18 protein-coding genes, 1 pseudogene and 2 riboswitches are annotated in these 16,709 nt (G+C 63.9%); of the genes and pseudogenes, 8 read left to right on the top strand and 11 right to left on the bottom strand.

The features are described from left to right. Positions 1-5 precede the first annotated feature (5 nt). The 8 genes from AC27GT_RS01215 to AC27GT_RS01180 all read right to left on the bottom strand — a co-directional run bounded on the left by AC27GT_RS01215 (position 6) and on the right by AC27GT_RS01180 (position 6,544). Entirely contained in the window at positions 6-569 is a 564-nt protein-coding gene (locus AC27GT_RS01215; RefSeq protein WP_267260919.1) for a hypothetical protein, read from the bottom strand. After that, on the bottom strand, positions 544-1,845 hold the full coding sequence (locus AC27GT_RS01210) for a HAMP domain-containing sensor histidine kinase (RefSeq protein WP_015716988.1): 1,302 nt from the start codon (positions 1,843-1,845) through the stop codon (positions 544-546). The genes AC27GT_RS01215 and AC27GT_RS01210 overlap by 26 nt, the downstream gene beginning before the upstream one ends. Next, on the bottom strand, positions 1,842-2,498 hold the full coding sequence (locus AC27GT_RS01205; RefSeq protein WP_487223407.1) for a response regulator transcription factor: 657 nt from the start codon (positions 2,496-2,498) through the stop codon (positions 1,842-1,844). The genes AC27GT_RS01210 and AC27GT_RS01205 overlap by 4 nt, the downstream gene beginning before the upstream one ends. Next, the gene (locus AC27GT_RS01200) at positions 2,495-2,935 is read right to left on the bottom strand and encodes a hypothetical protein (RefSeq protein ID WP_487223406.1); all 441 of its coding nucleotides are present in this window, start codon (positions 2,933-2,935) and stop codon (positions 2,495-2,497) included. The genes AC27GT_RS01205 and AC27GT_RS01200 overlap by 4 nt, the downstream gene beginning before the upstream one ends. Positions 2,936-2,946: 11 nt before the next feature. Further along, the gene (locus tag AC27GT_RS01195) at positions 2,947-3,738 is read right to left on the bottom strand and encodes a cytochrome c3 family protein (protein WP_487223405.1); all 792 of its coding nucleotides are present in this window, start codon (positions 3,736-3,738) and stop codon (positions 2,947-2,949) included. Next, positions 3,735-4,253, bottom strand: coding sequence for a YceI family protein (locus tag AC27GT_RS01190; protein ID WP_487223404.1), 519 nt, complete (start codon positions 4,251-4,253; stop codon positions 3,735-3,737). Before AC27GT_RS01190 ends, AC27GT_RS01195 begins: the two co-directional genes overlap by 4 nt. Positions 4,254-4,345: 92 nt before the next feature. Next, entirely contained in the window at positions 4,346-5,782 is a 1,437-nt protein-coding gene (locus AC27GT_RS01185) for a DUF5666 domain-containing protein (protein ID WP_015716992.1), read from the bottom strand. 75 nt (positions 5,783-5,857) lie between these two features. Continuing rightward, on the bottom strand, positions 5,858-6,544 hold the full coding sequence (locus AC27GT_RS01180) for a gamma-glutamyl-gamma-aminobutyrate hydrolase family protein (protein ID WP_126205022.1): 687 nt from the start codon (positions 6,542-6,544) through the stop codon (positions 5,858-5,860). A 90-nt stretch (positions 6,545-6,634) separates the two neighbouring features. Here AC27GT_RS01180 and AC27GT_RS01175 point away from each other — a divergent pair, with 90 nt between their 5' ends. The 8 genes from AC27GT_RS01175 (at position 6,635) to AC27GT_RS01140 (ending at position 13,350) form a co-directional block, all read left to right on the top strand. After that, positions 6,635-8,773, top strand: a complete 2,139-nt coding sequence (locus AC27GT_RS01175; RefSeq protein WP_287930335.1) for an alpha-amylase family glycosyl hydrolase — start codon at positions 6,635-6,637, stop codon at positions 8,771-8,773. A gap of 107 nt (positions 8,774-8,880) precedes the next feature. Then, a riboswitch (Fluoride riboswitch) is annotated at positions 8,881-8,943 on the top strand. 43 nt (positions 8,944-8,986) lie between these two features. Further along, a complete protein-coding gene (locus AC27GT_RS01170; RefSeq protein ID WP_015716995.1) occupies positions 8,987-10,156 on the top strand; it encodes a cation:proton antiporter in 1,170 nt (389 codons plus the stop codon). Between the two features lie 32 nt (positions 10,157-10,188). Then, positions 10,189-10,608 (top strand): universal stress protein, encoded by a 420-nt coding sequence (locus AC27GT_RS01165; protein WP_015716996.1) that lies wholly within the window; start codon positions 10,189-10,191, stop codon positions 10,606-10,608. After that, on the top strand, positions 10,608-11,009 hold the full coding sequence (locus AC27GT_RS01160) for a hypothetical protein (protein ID WP_015716997.1): 402 nt from the start codon (positions 10,608-10,610) through the stop codon (positions 11,007-11,009). The genes AC27GT_RS01165 and AC27GT_RS01160 overlap by 1 nt, the downstream gene beginning before the upstream one ends. Before the next feature lie 71 nt (positions 11,010-11,080). Next, complete coding sequence (locus AC27GT_RS01155) at positions 11,081-11,281, top strand: hypothetical protein (RefSeq protein WP_487223403.1); 201 nt, start codon at positions 11,081-11,083, stop codon at positions 11,279-11,281. A 4-nt stretch (positions 11,282-11,285) separates the two neighbouring features. After that, positions 11,286-11,621, top strand: coding sequence for a DUF190 domain-containing protein (locus AC27GT_RS01150; protein ID WP_038071658.1), 336 nt, complete (start codon positions 11,286-11,288; stop codon positions 11,619-11,621). Beyond that, positions 11,618-12,736 (top strand): MFS transporter, encoded by a 1,119-nt coding sequence (locus AC27GT_RS01145; protein WP_015717000.1) that lies wholly within the window; start codon positions 11,618-11,620, stop codon positions 12,734-12,736. The genes AC27GT_RS01150 and AC27GT_RS01145 overlap by 4 nt, the downstream gene beginning before the upstream one ends. Positions 12,737-12,741: 5 nt before the next feature. After that, complete coding sequence (locus AC27GT_RS01140) at positions 12,742-13,350, top strand: hypothetical protein (RefSeq protein ID WP_015717001.1); 609 nt, start codon at positions 12,742-12,744, stop codon at positions 13,348-13,350. A gap of 7 nt (positions 13,351-13,357) precedes the next feature. Here AC27GT_RS01140 and AC27GT_RS01135 read toward each other — a convergent pair whose 3' ends face one another. From AC27GT_RS01135 to AC27GT_RS01125, 3 genes and pseudogenes are all read right to left on the bottom strand, one after another. Next, positions 13,358-14,818, bottom strand: coding sequence for a MutS-related protein (locus AC27GT_RS01135; protein WP_015717002.1), 1,461 nt, complete (start codon positions 14,816-14,818; stop codon positions 13,358-13,360). Beyond that, positions 14,815-16,362, bottom strand: coding sequence for a MutS-related protein (locus tag AC27GT_RS01130; protein WP_126205294.1), 1,548 nt, complete (start codon positions 16,360-16,362; stop codon positions 14,815-14,817). The genes AC27GT_RS01135 and AC27GT_RS01130 overlap by 4 nt, the downstream gene beginning before the upstream one ends. Before the next feature lie 32 nt (positions 16,363-16,394). Then, positions 16,395-16,457: riboswitch (Fluoride riboswitch) on the bottom strand. Between the two features lie 56 nt (positions 16,458-16,513). Beyond that, positions 16,514-16,709 (bottom strand): annotated as a pseudogene (locus AC27GT_RS01125) (transposase); the annotation flags it as partial.

Here is a 16,709-nt window from a genome sequence, read left to right as displayed (position 1 = left end):
CCCCTTCACTCCAGCCGCCGGATCAACTTTCCTGTTTTGCCCTCCAGGGCTAAAAGCCACCATCCCTCCTGCGGAGGGCGGGGGAGGCTTAGGCCCTTGGGCACCGCTTGCCAGGTTCCTTGCCGGTACCGGGCCACCAGCGAGGCCTGTCCGTTATACCCGGGCAGAACCCGCCAGAGTACTCCGCCCTCCCCCCACCAGGCCCGCACCGGTCCCTGGCCCAGGCCCACCAGGTTTCCAGGACCCTGGTAGTAGGCCCAGGTGGCCGGGCTCAACACGGCGAGGCCTTCCGGGCCCACCTCCACCACCATGCCAGGAGCCAAGTAGGGAAGAAGGGAGGTGCGCACCCGCAGGGCCCGGCCGCCAACCCATAGGGTGTCCTCCTCAACCCCCTCCACCTGGCCGTAGTAACGGAGGGTGGGCCGGTTCTCCTCCTTGGCCTCGTCCCTGCGCTTTCTCCCCTCCTCGCCCTTCTTTTTCTCCCCTTCCTTCTCCTCTTCTCCCCACACCGGGGCCAAGAAGGCCACGGCCAGGAGGAGGAGCTTAACGAGAAAGGTTCGCCGCTTCACCGCGCCACCTCGGAAGCCTCAAGCGTACCCGTAAGCCCGGGCGGGCATTTTCCAGTTCCAGCTTCCCGCCCAGCCGCTTCACCCCTTGCTCCACCAAGGCCAAGCCCAGGCCTAGCCCTTCGCGCTCTTTACGCTCCCGGAAAAAGGGCCGGGTCAGGTGGGGCAGGGCTTCTTCCGTGACTCCGGGCCCATGATCCCTCACCTCTATGACCACCTCCTCCTTTCCCCCACCAAGCCCGATCTCCACGGGGGGTGCCCCGTGGCGAAGGGCGTTTTCCAAGAGGTTATCCAGCATCCTTTCCAGCAGAAGGGGATGGGCCAGGATCCAGGCTTGCTCGGCAGGTCCTGGGTCCATCTGGCCTGGCCCTGGGCCGCCTTCCTTGGAGGGAAGGCGCCGAAACCGCACTCCCGCCTGACCTTTCAGGTAGTCCCTCAGAAAGCTCGTAAGCTCCAGGGGCAGCAGGTCCACCTCCAGGTCCCCCTCCGCCCGGCTCAAGGCCAGGAGTCCCTCGAGGGTCCCTTCCATGCGGGCCAAGGCGCCTTCCAGGTGGGGGAGAACCTGTTCCAGGGGAAGAAGGCCTCCCTTGAGTGCCTCCACCTGGCTCCGTAGCACCGCCAGGGGGCTCCGAAGCTCGTGGGATGCGTAGCGGGTGAGGAGCTTTTCCCGTTCCAGCGCTCCCCGCACCGCTTCCACCAGGCGGTTGAAGCTATGGATGACCCGGGCGAGTTCCCGCTCCCGGACCGGGGCCAGGGGCTTGGGAAAGCGCAGGGCAGAGAGGCTTTCCACCGCTTGGGCCAGCTCCTGGAGAGGCCTGGAAAGAACCCCGGCGAAGTAGGACCCGAGAAGGGCGGCTAGGAGCAGCAGGGGCAAGAGGAGGCTCAGGCTTGCCCTGAGGTAGGTGCCAAGGGCTCGCCGGTACTCCTCAACCCGGAGGTGGACCTCCAGCACGTACTCCTTCCAGGGGACCTTGGCCGTGCGCCAGGCCTCTCCTTCCTTGGGGGCGAAGCCTCCTTCCAGAACGGGCACTCCATCCCGGGAAAGACGGAAGCCGAAGACGTAGTGGGTTCCCAGGAAGACATCCCCCTGCCTGAGCCTGGGGCCTGTTTCGGTGATTTCCAACGCTTTCAGGACCCGCCCCGTGACCTCCGAGAGATCCAAGGCGATGTCCCGCTCCACCAGGTTACGAAAGACCAGGTACCCCAGCAGGAGGGAGAGGAGGCCGATGGCGGCGGCCAAAAGGAAGAAGGCATAGGCTAAGCGCGCCCTCAGGCTCATGGCTTCCCCAGGCGGTAGCCCCCGGGTACCCGTTCCACCACCCAGGGGGCAAGGCTTTGACGGAGCTTTTGCACGTACACCCGGAGCACCGCATCCGTTTCGGCTCCCGGGAAGAGGCGCTCGAGGAGTTCCTCGCGGCTAAAAGTTCTGTCGGGGTGTTGCGCCAGAAGCTCCAGGAGGGCAAAGGCCTTGGGGGAAAGGGTCACCTCCCTCCCACCCAGGATCACCCGCCTGGCCACCAGGTCCACCTCGAGGGAACCCCTTCGCAGGATGCGCCCCTTGAAGTCGGCATGCCTGCGGGCGAGGGCCTTGATTCGGGCCAGGAGCTCCTCCAGGTGGAAGGGTTTTACCAGGTAGTCGTCCCCGCCCAGCTCCAGGCCATGGATTCGGTCCTCGAGGGCATCCCTGGCGGTGAGGAATAGGATGCCCCCGCGGAAGCCCCCTTGGCGCAGGGCCTCGGCGAAGCGGAAGCCCGCGTCCTCCCCCTCGGGCAGCATGATGTCCAGGATGAGGACATCGGGTTCCCCCTCGGCCAAGAGGCTCCAGGCTTCCTCCAGGCTCCTGGCCCCGAGGGCCTCGTACCGCTCCCGCCGCAAGAGGGCCAGGATGGGCTCCAGAATGCCTGGCTCGTCTTCCACCACCAAGATCCTCATGGCTTCCGGGCGTGAAGGGCTAAGGCTCCAAGAAGCCCAAGCCCACTCAAGGCTAGGGGGGCCAGGGGTGGGGGAGAGCCTTCCTTTTCCCCTTCCCTCAAAGGCCCGGGGTAGGCGGGGTATTCCCACCCCTCCTCGTCCACCAGCCGGACCACGGAAGGGGAGGAGGCCTCCAGGGCTTCCTGTATGTGCTCTACCAGGCCCAAAAGCCCTATGCCCCCCACCAGGAGGAGAAGCCCCGTGGCCCAGACCCTTCCTCTCGGGAACCCGAGGCCGAGGGGGATCGCCCCTGCTCCCATCCCGGCGGCCAGGGGTGCCAGAATGCGGATACCCTCCGTGTGGTCCGTCAGAACCAGCTCTGCTAAGACGGTGAGGAAACCCAAGCCGGTGAAAAGGGCCACCATATCGGGAAATCGCTTTTGCAGCACTTCGCCCATGACCTTCCTCCCTAGTCTCGCTTGCCCCAGGCTTTTCCGTCCAGCCCGTGGCAATAGGCGCAGAAGTTGGGGGGCAGGGTGACGTTAAAGGCCTTTTCGTCCTCCGGATTTTGGATCAGGGCCAGCTGGGCCCGCTGGAAGGCCTGGACCTTCAGGGCCTCTTGGGACGAAAGGCTTGAAGCTCCCCGGTGACAGGTGGCGCACTCCCTGGCCCCTCCTTCCTCGGCCCACTCTCCGTGGCTTGAGGTGAAGTCCCGGCCGTGGCTTTTGGGAGCGTGGCACTGGGAGCAGGAGGCGTCGCCCTTGCGGCCCCATGCGGTGAAGATGGGGTCCTTAAGGGAGGTTTGGCTTCCCCGTATGGCGGCGGGCTGGGTCTTACCGTCGTGGCAGGTGGCGCAGAACCGCCCTAGGGAGGTAGCCCCGTGGGGCTCGAGGGCTGGGACCTGGGCCCCGCTCTTCCATACCTTGTTCTCGTCCAGGACGGTGTGGCAGGTTTCGCAGGTGCTTCCCTTGGCCCCCAGGGCTGCGAAGTGGCGTTCGTGGCTGAAGACCACGCGGCCCACCTCCCGGGGCAGGTAGACCTTGACCAGGTCCTGGGGTGGCTGCCACTGCCTCTTGGGCTTGATCCGTCCCTGCTCCAGCTCCACGTACTGTCCAGGCACCACCGCAAGGCCAGGGGGAAGGGGAGAGCCATCCGAGAGGAAGGCCCTGTTCTGGTCTGCGTCCCAGCGCACATAGAGGTAGCGCTCTCCCTCGCTGGCCAGGGCTAAGCCCAAAAGGAGAAGAAGCCAGAGCCGCTTCACCTTGCCACCCCCTGGCCCTTGACCCGCACCACCACCCGGTCCTGGACCCGCATGCCCATGAAGCTGGGGGCCTTGAGCCCATAGTCGCTGAGGAGGAGCTCGAACTCGGCCTCAAAGCGCAGGGTTTGCCCCCCTTGTTCCAAAGTGTAGCGGACGGGAACCGCTACCTTGCGCTCCACGCCGTGAAGGCTCAGGGTACCCTGGACCAGGCTCTGACCAGGATCAAAGCCCTGAATGTTCAGGCAGGCCCGGGGGTACCGGTCCACCTGGAACATTTCCCGGGTATGCCGGTCCCTTAAGGGTTCTTTGGAATCCCAGGCGGAAAGATCCAGGGAGACCCGTCCCTGTAGGAATCCTTTGGTAGGCTCAAAAACCACCTGCCCCTCGAGGGTGGGGTTGACCCCACGGAAAGCCCCCAGGGGAGCCCGGGCCTCGTAGGTGGCCTCGCCGCCTACCTGATAGGTGGCAGCCACCGCCCATCCCAGGAGGAAAAGAAGCGCTATTCCCCGCAACATCGCCTTACCTCCCACCTCGAGGTTAGAAGGAAAGCGTAAACGGGTCGTAAACAAGGGGCGGGGCTCAAGGCCCCGCCCCCAGGCCCTTATGCCTAGCGGCCCTTAAGCTCCACCTTCTCCGCGGCGATGGTGGTTCCCGAAAGAGTCCCTTTTACCTCCACGCGGTCTCCGTTCTGCAAGAGGGCGAAGAAGTCCGCCCGGCTATAGGCTTGGTCGCGCCACTCAAAGCGGGTAGCCTCTGTGGTGGTCACGGTATATCCCAGTAGCTGGAAGGTGTAACTGGTGGCATCCAGGTGGGAAACTGGGCCCTCCCACTCCTCCATCCCCTCGCCGTCCTGGCTGGTTTTCACCTCCACCTTGACGGCATAGTAGCGCATATCGGCATCGGTCCGGGTGGGGTCGTACTGCACCTCCACGTAGTCCCCCACCTGGATGTCGGTGAAGGCGATGGGGCCGTCGGGGTCATCGCGTTTGAGGACGGTGTTGGCGTCCACGTAGAAGCCAAGGCTCCCCAGGGAGAAGGTATTGCCCTGGTGATCTATGGCGCTTACCGTTCCCTTGGCCTCCGCCTTGGCCGGGTAGCTCTTGGGGTACTTTACCTTCACCAGTTGGGCGTGGAAGAGGGTAGGGTCGTTGGCATCCACCTGGCCCTTGGCCTCCACGTAGGCCCCGTCAACCAAAGTGCCCACCACGTTGGCGGCGCTATAGTCCACGGTGTAGCCAAGGAGCTGGAAGGTCTTTTGGGTGGGATCGAGCCCGAGGATGGGTCCTTCCAGCTCCACCCGCCTCGAGGCTCCGAACTGGTTGTTCCCCGAGGTCTTGAACACCACCTTTGTAGCCTGAATGAGGGTACCGGAAAGGGTTCCCTTCACCTCCACCCACGCCCCCTCCCTGGGGGTTCCCACCACATGGGCTTGGCCGTAGTCCACCGTGTAGCCGTTCAGGGTGAAGTGCTTGGCCGGCTCATCCAGGTTGGTGGCCCGGCCTTCCAGCTCCACCTCGTTGTTTCCCCTGGGGTGGCGTTCAATATAAGTGGCGAGGATGCCGGTTTCTGTAGTGGTTCCCTGGACCTCCACCACATCTCCTATTGCGAGATCGGCAAGGAGCAGGGTGCGGTAGGAACCCCCCACCTTTTCATAAATCCGGGTGTTGGCATCGGTGAGGACCTGTTGGCCAAGGACCGTGAGGGTTCCGGCGTTCACGTCCAGGGCAGCGATGGGGCCTTTGAGTTCTACCTGCACCTCGAGGCTCTGGAGGCGGAGGGTGTTTCCTTGGTCAGTGCCCTGAGCCACCACCACCATACCCGGCAGGACCGAGCCGCCATAGGGTTCCCCCTCCTTGGTCAGGGATGTTCCTTGCAGGTCCAAGGGCTTCCCCAGAAGGGTGGGCTTGGTTTCCGTGCCCCCCACCACCCCCGCCACCTGGACTGCCTGGGGAATGGACCCCGAGGGGTTCAGCTGGCAGGATGCCAGGATGGCTAGGCCCAGCGCCAGCCAGACCAGCCGCGAAAAGCGCACCTCCTTAGCCATGGTTCACCTCCGGTAGCCACCCTAACCCATTCCCGTAAACGGATCGTAAACGCCCGGTACCCCACCCACCTGGGCCTAGACCTTCAGAAGGCCAAAAAGGGGCCAGTGCTCCTTGATTAGCTCCGGGTGCCACTGGACCCCCAGGAAAAGGGGATGCCCATCCAGGGCTACCGCCTCCACCAGGCCGTCCGGGGCCAGGGCGATGGGCTTTAAGCCCTCTCCCAGGTCCTTGATTCCCTGGTGGTGGTAGGAGTTCACCCGGAAGCTAGGGGGGAAGAGGCGGGCGAGGGGGCTTTCGGCCACCAGCTTCATCCCGTGGGCCAGGGCAGGAGGGGGACTTTTTTCGGTGTGCTGGATCTCCCGGAAGCCCTGGGCCTCGAGGTCCTGGTAAAGGGTTCCCCCCATGGCCACGTTCATCACCTGGATTCCCCGGCATATCCCCAGGGTGGGAAGCCCCTTCTCCGCCGCGTAGCGGGCCAGGAAGAGCTCGTGTTCGTCCCGCTCGGGGCTGACCTCGCCCAGCTTTGGATGGGGTTCCTCCCTGTAGCGATCCGGGTCCACGTCGCCCCCTCCGGGAAGAAGGAGCCCATCCAGGTGGGGAAGGATTCTTTCCAAGGCCTCCGGGCCCTGGGGTGGAAGGAGCACATAGGCCAGGCCCTGGGAGGAGAGGGCTTCCAGATAGAACTCCAAAAGGCCCCAGAATCTTTTCGCCAGGAGGCCCTCGGCCATGCGGTACTGGGTGGCGACACCGATGAAGCGCATGGCTTCATGCTACGCCAGGTGGAGGGTTGCCTGCCGGGGTGGAGGCAGTATGATGGAAGCGCTTCTATGCGGGTAGGCAAAGGAGGCAATATGGGAAGAATCCTGGCGGTGTGGGTATGGCTTAGCCTGGCCCTGGCGGTCCCGGTGACCTTCCGCTACACACCTCCTTCGGGCCTCGAGGTGCGCTCGGTAAGCCTCCGGGGCTCCTTCAACAGCTGGGGGGAAACCCCCATGCAGAAGGAGGACGGGTCCTGGGCGGTAACCGTGGACCTGGATCCAGGGGAGCACCAGTACAAGTTCTTCATCAACGGCCAGTGGCCCAGGGACATGTGCAACGATCCCACCTTCGGCACGCCCATGGTGGACCCGAAGGCGGCAGGGTGTGTGGACGATGGCTTTGGGGGTCAGAACGCCGTGATCGTGGTCCAGGCCCCGGTAGCCCCCACCCCTCCTGCGGGGCCCGTGGCCCTGGACTTCACCCATGATCCGTTGGACGCCCAGTATGTGTCCCATGCCGACGGCAAGCTTTCCGTGCGCTTCCGGGCAGGGGAGGGGGCGGTGGCGGCCGCCTGGGTCGAGGTGCAGGGAAAGAGGCTCCCCATGCACCTGCAGCTGAGTTTTCCGGGAAGCGAGGTTTGGCGTGGGACCTTACCTGGAGGCGTGGGAGCCTACCGCATCCTGGTGCGGACCCAGGATGGCAAGGAGGAGGTGTTCGGCCCCTTTAACCCTCCCGAAAGGCCCTTCGCCGAGGTGGCATGGGTGGGCGAGGGGGTGGGTTATCAGATCTTCCCCGAGCGCTTCTACAACGGGGATTCCAGCAACGACGCCTTGGCCCTGGAAACCGACGAGTACCGCTTTAACCAGGTGTGGCAGCGCTCCTCTGGGCCCAAGCCCCATCTTTCCCGCTGGGGCGATCCCCCCTCGCCCCTGCACTGCTGCCACCAGTACTTCGGGGGGGATCTTGCCGGGGTGCTGGCCAAGCTTCCTTACCTGAAGGCCCTGGGGGTTAGCGTCCTCTACCTGAATCCCATCTTTGATTCCGGGTCGGCCCACGGCTACGACACCCACGACTACCTCAAGGTTTCCCCCAAGTTCGGCGACAAACCCCTCTTGCGCAAGCTGCTGGACGAGGCCCACCGCCTCGGCATGCGGGTGATCTTTGACTTCGTCCCCAACCACACTGGCCTGGGCTTTTGGGCTTTTCAGGATGTGGTAAAGAGGGGTCCCCGTTCCCCTTACTGGAACTGGTACTTCATCAAGCGGTGGCCCTTTGTGCCGGGTGACGGATCGGCCTACGAGGGATGGTGGGGGTTAGGGAGCCTGCCCAAGCTGAACACCGCAAACCCCGGGGTGAAGCGCTACCTGATCGAGGTGACCAAGTACTGGGTACGCTTCGGCTTTGACGGGGTGCGGGTGGATGTGCCCGGGGATGTGCTAAATCCTCACGCTTTCTTTAAGGAAATGCGGGCCGAACTGAAGGCCATCAAGCCCGACGCCTACCTGGTGGCGGAGATCTGGCAGAGGGATCCTAGCTGGCTTCGGGGGGATGAGTTTGACTCCCTGATGAACTACGCCATCGGCCGGGATATCCTCCTCCGCTTTGCTAAGGGGGGAAGCCTGGCCCTGTACAACGCCCGCCGAGCCTTGGCGGACCTAGCCCGGGTTTACGCCCTTTACCCGGAGGCGGTGGCCGGGATGGGCTTCAACTTGATCACCTCCCACGATACGGCCCGCCTCCTTACCGAGCTTGGGGGCGGGGGCCTGAAGGACGTTCCCAGCCCGGAAGCCAGGGCCCGGCAGCGGCTTGCGGCGGCCATGCTCTACGCCCTTCCCGGCCTCCCCGTAACCTTCCAGGGGGATGAGTGCGGTTTCACCGGGGAAAGGCCGGCCGACCCCCCTCACGAGCTCAACCGGTATCCCTTCCAGTGGGAGAAATGCCATGGGGAAACCCTAGCCTTTTACCAGGAGCTGGCGGGGCTGCGCCGGGAGCTTGCGGCCCTCAGGAGCGCCGTGTTCCGGACCTACTTCGGAGAGGGCCATCTTCTGGCCTTCTTCCGGGGTGAGCCGGGAGAAGGGGAGGTGCTTGCCGCCTTCAATAACGGGGTGGAGGCCGTCACCTTGCCCTTGCCTCCTGGGGGCTGGCGGGATCCCCTCGAGGGGCGCACCTACCGGAAGGAAGTGAGCCTGCCCCCCCTGGGCTTCCGGTACCTGGTCCACCTGGGGCGGTAGGGGGTTTGGCGGTAGCCCGTTGGCCAGGGCGGCTGAACGTAGGTCTTGCCACGGGGTATGGGCTCTTCGCTTTCCTTCACCTCGCTTTCAGCCTCGCCTCCGTATAATGTCCTCGAGGCGATGGGGCCCGCCTGAAACCGCCCAGCCGGGCTGATGGCTCCTACCCAGAAGGGGTAGGGGCCTTTTCTCCTACCCCGGAAAGGAGGAAACCCCATGGACTGGAGTGCGGCGGCAATCTGGATGGGCTTGGCGGTGGTGGCGGCCCTGCTTTCCATCTGGTTCCGGGTCTCCGTGGCCCTAACGGAGATCCTGGTGGGGGTAGCCGCAGGAGCCCTTATAGGCAAGGAGGCCCTTCACACCATGGCATCCTGGGTAACCTTTCTGGCAGGGGTGGGAAGCGTTGTCCTCACCTTTCTGGCTGGGGCTGAGCTGGATCCGGAAACCCTGAAGCGAAGCTGGAAGGAGGCCTTTGCCATAGGGCTCGCGGGCTTCTTTGCCCCGTTTCTTGGGTCAGCCTTCGTGGCCCATGCCCTCCTGGGCTGGGATCCCCGGGCCAGCTGGCTTGCTGGTGTGGCCCTGTCCACCACCAGCGTGGCCGTGGTCTATGCGGTGATGCTGGAGCTGGGGCTGAACCAGACTCCCTTTGGCAAGGTGATTTTAGCCGCTTGTTTCGTCAACGACCTGGGGACGGTTCTGGCCTTGGGCCTCCTATTCGCCCCCTTTGGGACGGCCACCTGGGTGTTTGCCCTAGGCCTTGGGGTAGGGTTGTACCTGCTCATCCGGGCTACCCCATGGCTGTTCGCTCGCTACGGCGGCAGCACCCATGAACTGGAGGCCAAGTTTCTCCTCTTCGCCCTCTTCGCCCTGGGGGCCTTAGCTGCCTGGAGCGGCTCGGAGGCGGTGCTTCCCGCCTACCTGGTGGGTATGGTTTTGGCCGGAAGTGTGGGCAAGGACCACGCGTTGATCCGCCGCCTGCGTACCCTTACCTTGGGGCTTCTCACGCCCTTCTATTTCATCAGGGCGGGTAGCCTGGTGAGCCTTCCCGCCCTCCTGCTCGGCCTGGGGGGTTTTTTCGTTTTGTTGCTGACCAAGATGGTAAGCAAGGTTCTTGGGGTCTATCCCATCACCCTGGTCTTTCGCTACCGGAGAAGGGATGCCGCCTACACCACCCTCCTCATGTCCACAGGGCTCACCTTCGGCACCATCAGCAGCCTTTACGGGTTAACCCATGGAATCATCAGTGAAGACCAGTATTCCCTGCTGGTGGCTGCGGTCATCGCCAGCGCCGTGGTGCCCACCTGGATCGCCAACCGCTTCTTCCTGCCCCACCATCACATTCAGGCAGCGCGGATTGGCCTCGAGGAGGTGCGGAATGAAGGATAGGTTGGGGCTGAGGGAAGAGGAGGTGAGAAGGCATGTTTCGTAGGATTTTGGTAGGATACGATGGATCGGAGCCTGCTAAGAAGGCCTTAATCGCTGCCCTGGAGCTGGCCCAGGCCTTCCGGGGGGAGGTATTGGCGTTGGCGGTGGTCCGGCCACCGGAGTTCGCAGAGCTGGGGATCGAGCTGGAAGGGGTACTGGAGGAGGCCAAAGGGCCCTTGGCCGAGGCCTTTCGCTTTGCCCAGCGCGAGGCCGCACGGCGGGGGGTGGTCCTGAGAACCCGAAGCCAGGTGGGGCATCCGGCGGAGACCCTGGTGCGGGTGGCGGAAGAGGAAGGCTTCGACCTCATCGTACTGGGGCGGCGGGGCCTAACCCCGGTCCAGCGCTGGATGCTGGGCTCGGTCTCGGAGAGGGTGTTGCGCTACGCCCCCTCTGCCGTGATGGTGGTGCACTGATGGAACTGCCTCCCTGCCCCTACCGTCAGGAGGGCCGCTGTAGCGCCGAAGAGGACCGACCCATCACCCCGGAGGACTGCTGGCGTTGCCCGATTCCCGAGGCCTTGGCCCATCCACAGGCGTGCCTGTACCTGGTTCCCTTCCGCATGGAAGGAACGGCTCTATTCGCCTGCCGTTTCACCTTCACCTGGGCCAGGGAACCTGCGGTGGCGGACTGGAGGTGCCTTTGCCCCTGCCCCTACTGGTTCCCCCGGGCCCCGGAGGAGGCATGGATCCGCGACCTCCGCTCCCTCCAAGACCGCTACCGCCGGGTGCTTAAGGGCGAGGAGCCCCGGTATCCTCCCTTGGTGCCCCCGAAAACCGACTCCCGAAGAAGGAGGTGGCCGTGGTCCAAAGGCTAGTCTTGGTGGGGCCCGAAGACCTCCACCGTACCCTACTTTTCCTGTCCCCACACCCCCAGCCACTTCCCCAGGTGCTGGAAGTTCTGCGTAGGTCCGTGGATGAACCCATGGACGGGGATCCCAGGGCCAGCTTTGTCCTTTACGAGGAGGGGCGTGCGCAACTTTACCGTGTACAGTACGACCTTCAGGGGCTTCTCGGGGCCCTGGAAGGTTTGCCGTTAGGCAAAGAGCAAAGGGCGGAGCTTCGCCGACTATATGAACGGGCTGGGTGAAAGCATGCGGGGGCATGAGGAAGCCGTGCTCTTGAGGATCTTTGTGAGTGAATCGGATCGCTACGAGGGTCGGCCCCTTTACCAGGCTATAATCCTAGAAGCCAGGAATCGGGGTCTGGCGGGAGCCACAGCCTTTAAGGGGTTTCTGGGATACGGGGTCCACTCCCGCATCCACAGCGCTAGATTTATTCGTTCCGAGGACTTGCCGGTTATGGTGGAGGTAGTGGATACGCAGGAGAAGATCCTCTTCTTCCTGAACGTCCTGAAGGGGATGCTGGCGGAGGGCTTGGCCACCCTGGAGCGGGTGGAGGTGATCAGATCTTCGCCGGAGGCGAGATGAACCCCGCCTGGCGTTTCGTGGTGGCCATCGGCTTGGTGAGCCTTTTTGCTGATCTTACCTACGAGGGAGGGCGCAGTATTGCTGGAGCCTTCCTGGAAACCCTCGGCTCCTCTGCAGCCCTGGTAGGCTTTGTTGCCGGGTTTGGGGAATTTCTAGGCTACTTGGTGCGCTTGGTTTCCGGAGGGCTTGCAGACCGGTTTCGGTTTCACTGGCCCCTTCTCTACCTGGGCTACGGGGTGAACCTGCTCTCGGTGCCGGCTCTGGCCTTGGCCCAAGGTCCTGTGGGGGCGGGCCTGCTTCTTTTTCTGGAACGCCTCGGGAAAGGTCTGCGCACTCCTGCCCGCGATGCCCTTCTGGCTAGGGCCGGGAAGGAGGTGGGTCACGGTAGGGTCTTTGGCCTGCACGAGACGGTGGACCAGATAGGTGCCTTTCTGGGCCCCTTGCTGGTGGCCTTGGGGGTAGCCCTGGGAGGCTACCGTCTCGGTTTTGCCTTCCTTCTTCTTCCCGCCCTCCTGGCCTTAGGCTTCCTCCTTCGGGCGCGCGGCCTCGAGCTCCAGGAGGAGAGGGTCCTTCAGGTCCAGCCCCTGCCCTCGGGCTTTTCCCTTTACCTGCTTTACAGCGCTCTCTTCGCCTTGGGATTCGTGCACTTTCAGCTTCTGGCCTTTCATCTGGAAAAGCTGGGGGCCGGGCCGGTACATATCCCCCTTTTCTACGCTTTAGCCATGGGTGCGGATGCCCTTTTTGCCCTCCTGGGTGGCCTGGCTTTTGACCGCTTGGGCCTAAGAAGCTTGTTCTTTGCTCCCCCTTTCGCCCTCGCAGCCCCCCTCCTCCTCCTGGGGAATAACCCGGCCCTTTGGTGGACGGGCAGCTTCCTTTGGGGAGGGGCTCTGGGGCTGCAGGAAAGCGTCCTGCGGGCCGGGGTGGGCCACCTAGGGGGTTCGGCCTTTGCCTACGGGGTTTTCGACACGGCCTTCGGCTTTGCCTGGTTCTTGGGAAGCGTGGCCATGGGTTTCCTTTACGAGACCTCGCCGGTTCGTGCGATGGCCTTCGTAGGCGGCAGCGAGGTCTTTGCCCTCCTTGCCCTCCTTGCCCTTCTGGCTCGCATACGGAGGTAGAGACCATGGGGTTTTTCAGCCGGAATCGTCCGAAACCCAAGGATGCGGAAAGCGACCGCATGGTGGAGGAACTCAGGGCCAGCCTGGCCAAAGCGCAGGAGGAAATCGCCTTTCTGCGCTCGCAAAACGATCGTCTAAGCCAGGAAGCGGCGCCCGCCTTGAAGGAAAACGCGGTGTTGCGTTACGAACTCTTCAAGTGCCAAACGGACCGTCAGGTGTTGGAGTTCCACCTCTTTGGCCTGCGCGCCGAGCTGGGAGGGGCTCTGGCCCTTTTAGCCCGCTTGGCTCCGGGCGAACCCCCGAAGGAGCAGGCTGTGCTCCAGGCCTTTTTGGATCTGATGGAGGTGGGGCGGCGCCTGGGGGTGGAGGTCAGGGAACTCTACGAAGCGGAAGCGCTGGCCAAGCGCTCCCTGGATGGGCCGCAGGGGTTTGATCCGGAGCGCTTTCTCCGTCTGCGCCTTGTCGGCATCCTGGTAGCTGTGGAGCGGATCCTAGGGGAGGAAATCCGGAGGGCGGAGCGGCCCGGGGAAGCCCTTGCCGGGTTCCCCGAGCATCTTCAGGAACTCCGTCAGCTCCTGGCCAAGGCCCTCTCCTCTTGGGCGGGGGCCAATTAGGCCTTGCCTAGCCGAAGATCCGGCGCAGAAGGTCGAGGCCGTAGGCGGTGGGCTCGGGAGGTGCCTCCTTGAGGCGGTAGGTGCGCCGGCCGTCGGGGAGGCGCTCGGCTCTTAGAAAAAGGGCCTTGGCGTTGCCTAAGAAAGCTGCCGCCAGGGTGTAGAAATGGGTGACGAACACCACCCGTATCCCCCGTTCCACCAGGGCTTGGATCACCTGTGCCCCCAGTTCCGATCCCTCGGGCTCGCTGGTGGCCGCGAAGCTCTCGTTGAAGAGAAAGAGCGGCCGGGCGGTCAGGTGGTCCACCAGGTCGCTAAGCCGCCTGAGCTCCTCCTCAAACCTCCCCGCCTCGAGGGATGGGTCCTCTTCCCGTTTGAAGTGCGTGAATAGGCCGTCCACCAGCCCGCTTTCAAAGAACTCGGCTCCCACGAAAAGCCCGGCCTGCATCATGATTTGGGCTAGGCCTAGGCTACGCAAACAGGTGGTCTTGCCCCCGCGGTTTGCCCCAGTGATCAGAATCGGGTTCTTGCCGTGGGCTTCCAGATGGTTGCCCACCGCATACCCTTGCCGAAGGGCAAGGCCCACATCGTAGAGGTTGCGGAAGGCTAGGCGAACCCCTTCGGCAGGAACGGGAAAGGCTAAAGGCAGGCCTAGTGCCCGAAGCCTGTTGGCCAGCCGGATGGCTCCCAGGAGAAAGCCCACCTCGGCTCGGAGAGCCTCGAAGAACCGGGTGACTTCTTCCACCGCCAGCGCCAAGGCGCGTGCGGCGGCAAACACCCCTCTCTCCCGAAACTCCCCCAGGATCCTTGCCCCAGCCTCGTCCCGGGGGTGAAGGGTGAGGGTGAAGGCCTTCGGCCTGCTGCCGAAGGGCCAGGGGATGGGGTTTCTTTTCGGGAGCAAGAGGGTGTAGTCCCGGCTCCTTCCCCCTGGGCCCAAGGAAGCCGTCATCCAGATTCCTTGTGGAAAGCGCAGGGCTCGAAGGTGCCCTTCCGCTTCCCGGAAAAACTCCGGGGTGAGGTGGGCAGCCAGCTGATCCTTGAGACTCCGAAAGCCCCTCGTGGCCAGGTGAGCCGATTCCAGGAGCTCCCGTACCCCTCGTAAGCCCTTCAGAAGGGCCTCCATCGCCTTGATGCCCCCGTAGAGATCGGGGCGATCCCGCCGGAAAAGACCCCAGGACTCCTTGCGTTTTTCTTGCAGGGTTTGCCCGGCCAGGCGGTAAAGCGCTTCTATGAGCCTGGGATGCTCTAAAGCCTCGCGGAGCACCTCCTGACGGTGGTGGATGACCCGGGCTTCCTGGGATAATCCCTGGGCCAGGACCTGGCGGGCTACGTCTAGCAGGTAGGTGTCGCCCTCCGCCATGGCCTCCAGGACCGTTCCCAACCCGAGGTCGTGTTCCACCTCGGCCCAGGAGTAGGGGAGGGGCTTGGCCAGGCTTAGGTCCTCGTCCGGGTGCAGGAGTCCCACCCTCATGCCCCGCCTCCTAGGCGGCGCTTCAGCGCCTCGTCGGTCAGTCCGTGTCTGGCCGCCAAGGCCAGGGCGTAGGCCTTACCCTCCGCAGGCTTTTCACGGATGTGGAACGTCCGCCTTGAGGGGTCACTGGGATCCACTTCTGCCACCAGGCTCCTGGTTCCGGGAAGACGGGCAAGCTCATCCAAGAACGTGACCACCAGGGCCAAGCTCCCCTTGTCGCGTATCTTTTCCAGCAGAAAGCGGCCTATCATCCTTGCATCCACGAGGGTAGCGGAGGCCAGGGGCTCGTTCAGGATGAGGAGGGAACGAGCCGTGGCCTGCTCAAGGATATCCCTTAGCCTCAACAGGTCTGATTCCAGCTTGCTTCTAAGGTCCTCGGGGTTTTCCCGGACTTCGAAGTGGCTGAGAATCTGGTCGGGTAGAAGGAGGCGGGCCCGTCTTCCGGGCACCGGAAGACCCAGGGAGAAGAGGTGGTGAACCTGGCCTACCATACGGGCAAAGGTGGTCTTTCCCCCCTGGTTGGGCCCGGTGATCACGAGGATGTGCTCCCTTTCCACCCGAAAGTCGTTGGGTATGGGCACTTTTCCCTCGGCCACCAGCTTGGCTGCCAGGACCAGGTCGAAGGCTCCCTCCACGAAAAAGGGCGGGGTGTCCGCAGGTTCCGGGTAGGTAAAGGGAAGCCCCGCGGCACGCAAGGGGGAAAGAAAGTCCAGATAGGCCAGAAAGAAGCGCACTTCCCGCTCCAGCCGGGCCAGAACGGGGTCCAAAAACCCCTGATGGGTTGCAAAAAAGGACTGAAGGCGGGCAAAGGGCCCCGGGAAAAGAAGGGCCAGATGGTCCAGGAGCCACTCCTCTATGTGGTTGAGGATGGGGCCTTCTTCCATCCCGGGCTCTGGGAAGGTGGGGGAAGAAGGGCCGAAGAAGGGCCTGAAGGTGTCCATTATCCTCCGGCCGTAATCCCCTTCCCCCTGGTAGGCGCGAAGGGTAAGCCGCCCCTCGTGCACATGGAGCACGTAACGGAGCCCCTGCAGGTCCTGCCAGACGGTTTCTGCTTCCCGGCGTAGGTTGGAGAAGCCAGGGGATTGTAAGTAGGCCTCGAGGTGGGCGGCGTACGCCCTCAACCCTGGAGAATGGGGGGGAAGGAGGGACCAGTCCCGGCCCAAGGCCCCCACCCCCGCAAGGTAGGCCCGGGCGGCCTGCAGGTGGTAGAGGGCTTTTTGCCAGGGGTGCCGGGCCTTTTGCGAAAGCCCAAGCCGCCCCCGCACCTCCTCCATGGAGCGAAGGAAGCCCCGCAAGGAGGAGGCCTTTCCCTCCAGCTCCCGGCATACCGCCTGGCGGTGGAGCACTGCCGTTTTGTGATTGGGAAGGTTCCGGAAGAAGCTGAGGAGCCCAAAGCCGTCCTGGGAAGCAAGGAAGAGCCCCTCCAACTCGTCCAGAAGCAGATCCTGGAAGTAAGGAGGCGGGGGAACCTCCGGGGGGACCTCTTCCTCCGATCCCAAAAGGCTTGGCCTCCCCATCCATCTTAGAAGTTCCTCCTTGGCCACGGCCACCTCCTAATAGAAAAACTCCTACCGGTTTCCCGGTAGGAGTCATCAGCCCGTTTCGGGCGGTTCAGGCGGACTCCATCGCCCTCTCTTTAGTATACCTCCCCTTAAGGTTTTTTGGGGGCATGGGCTGCCGGTGCAGACTTGACCGCTATGCCGCATAGAGCCCCAGGAAGCGCAGGGCGGAGAGGGGGTTGAAGGAGAAGGCCTCCAAGGCCGCCTTCTTCTCCCTGACCCCTTGGCGGTGAAGCATGGAGACCAGAAAGGCCCGGAGGGCCGCCAAGACCTGTGCCCCCACCCCCCGCACCTGGCAGGCATCCTCGTGGAGGAGAACGTCCCGTACCCAA

The organism is Thermus sp. KWY1 (assembly GCF_057547025.1).
This window is presented reverse-complemented; position numbering and strand designations above follow the sequence as displayed.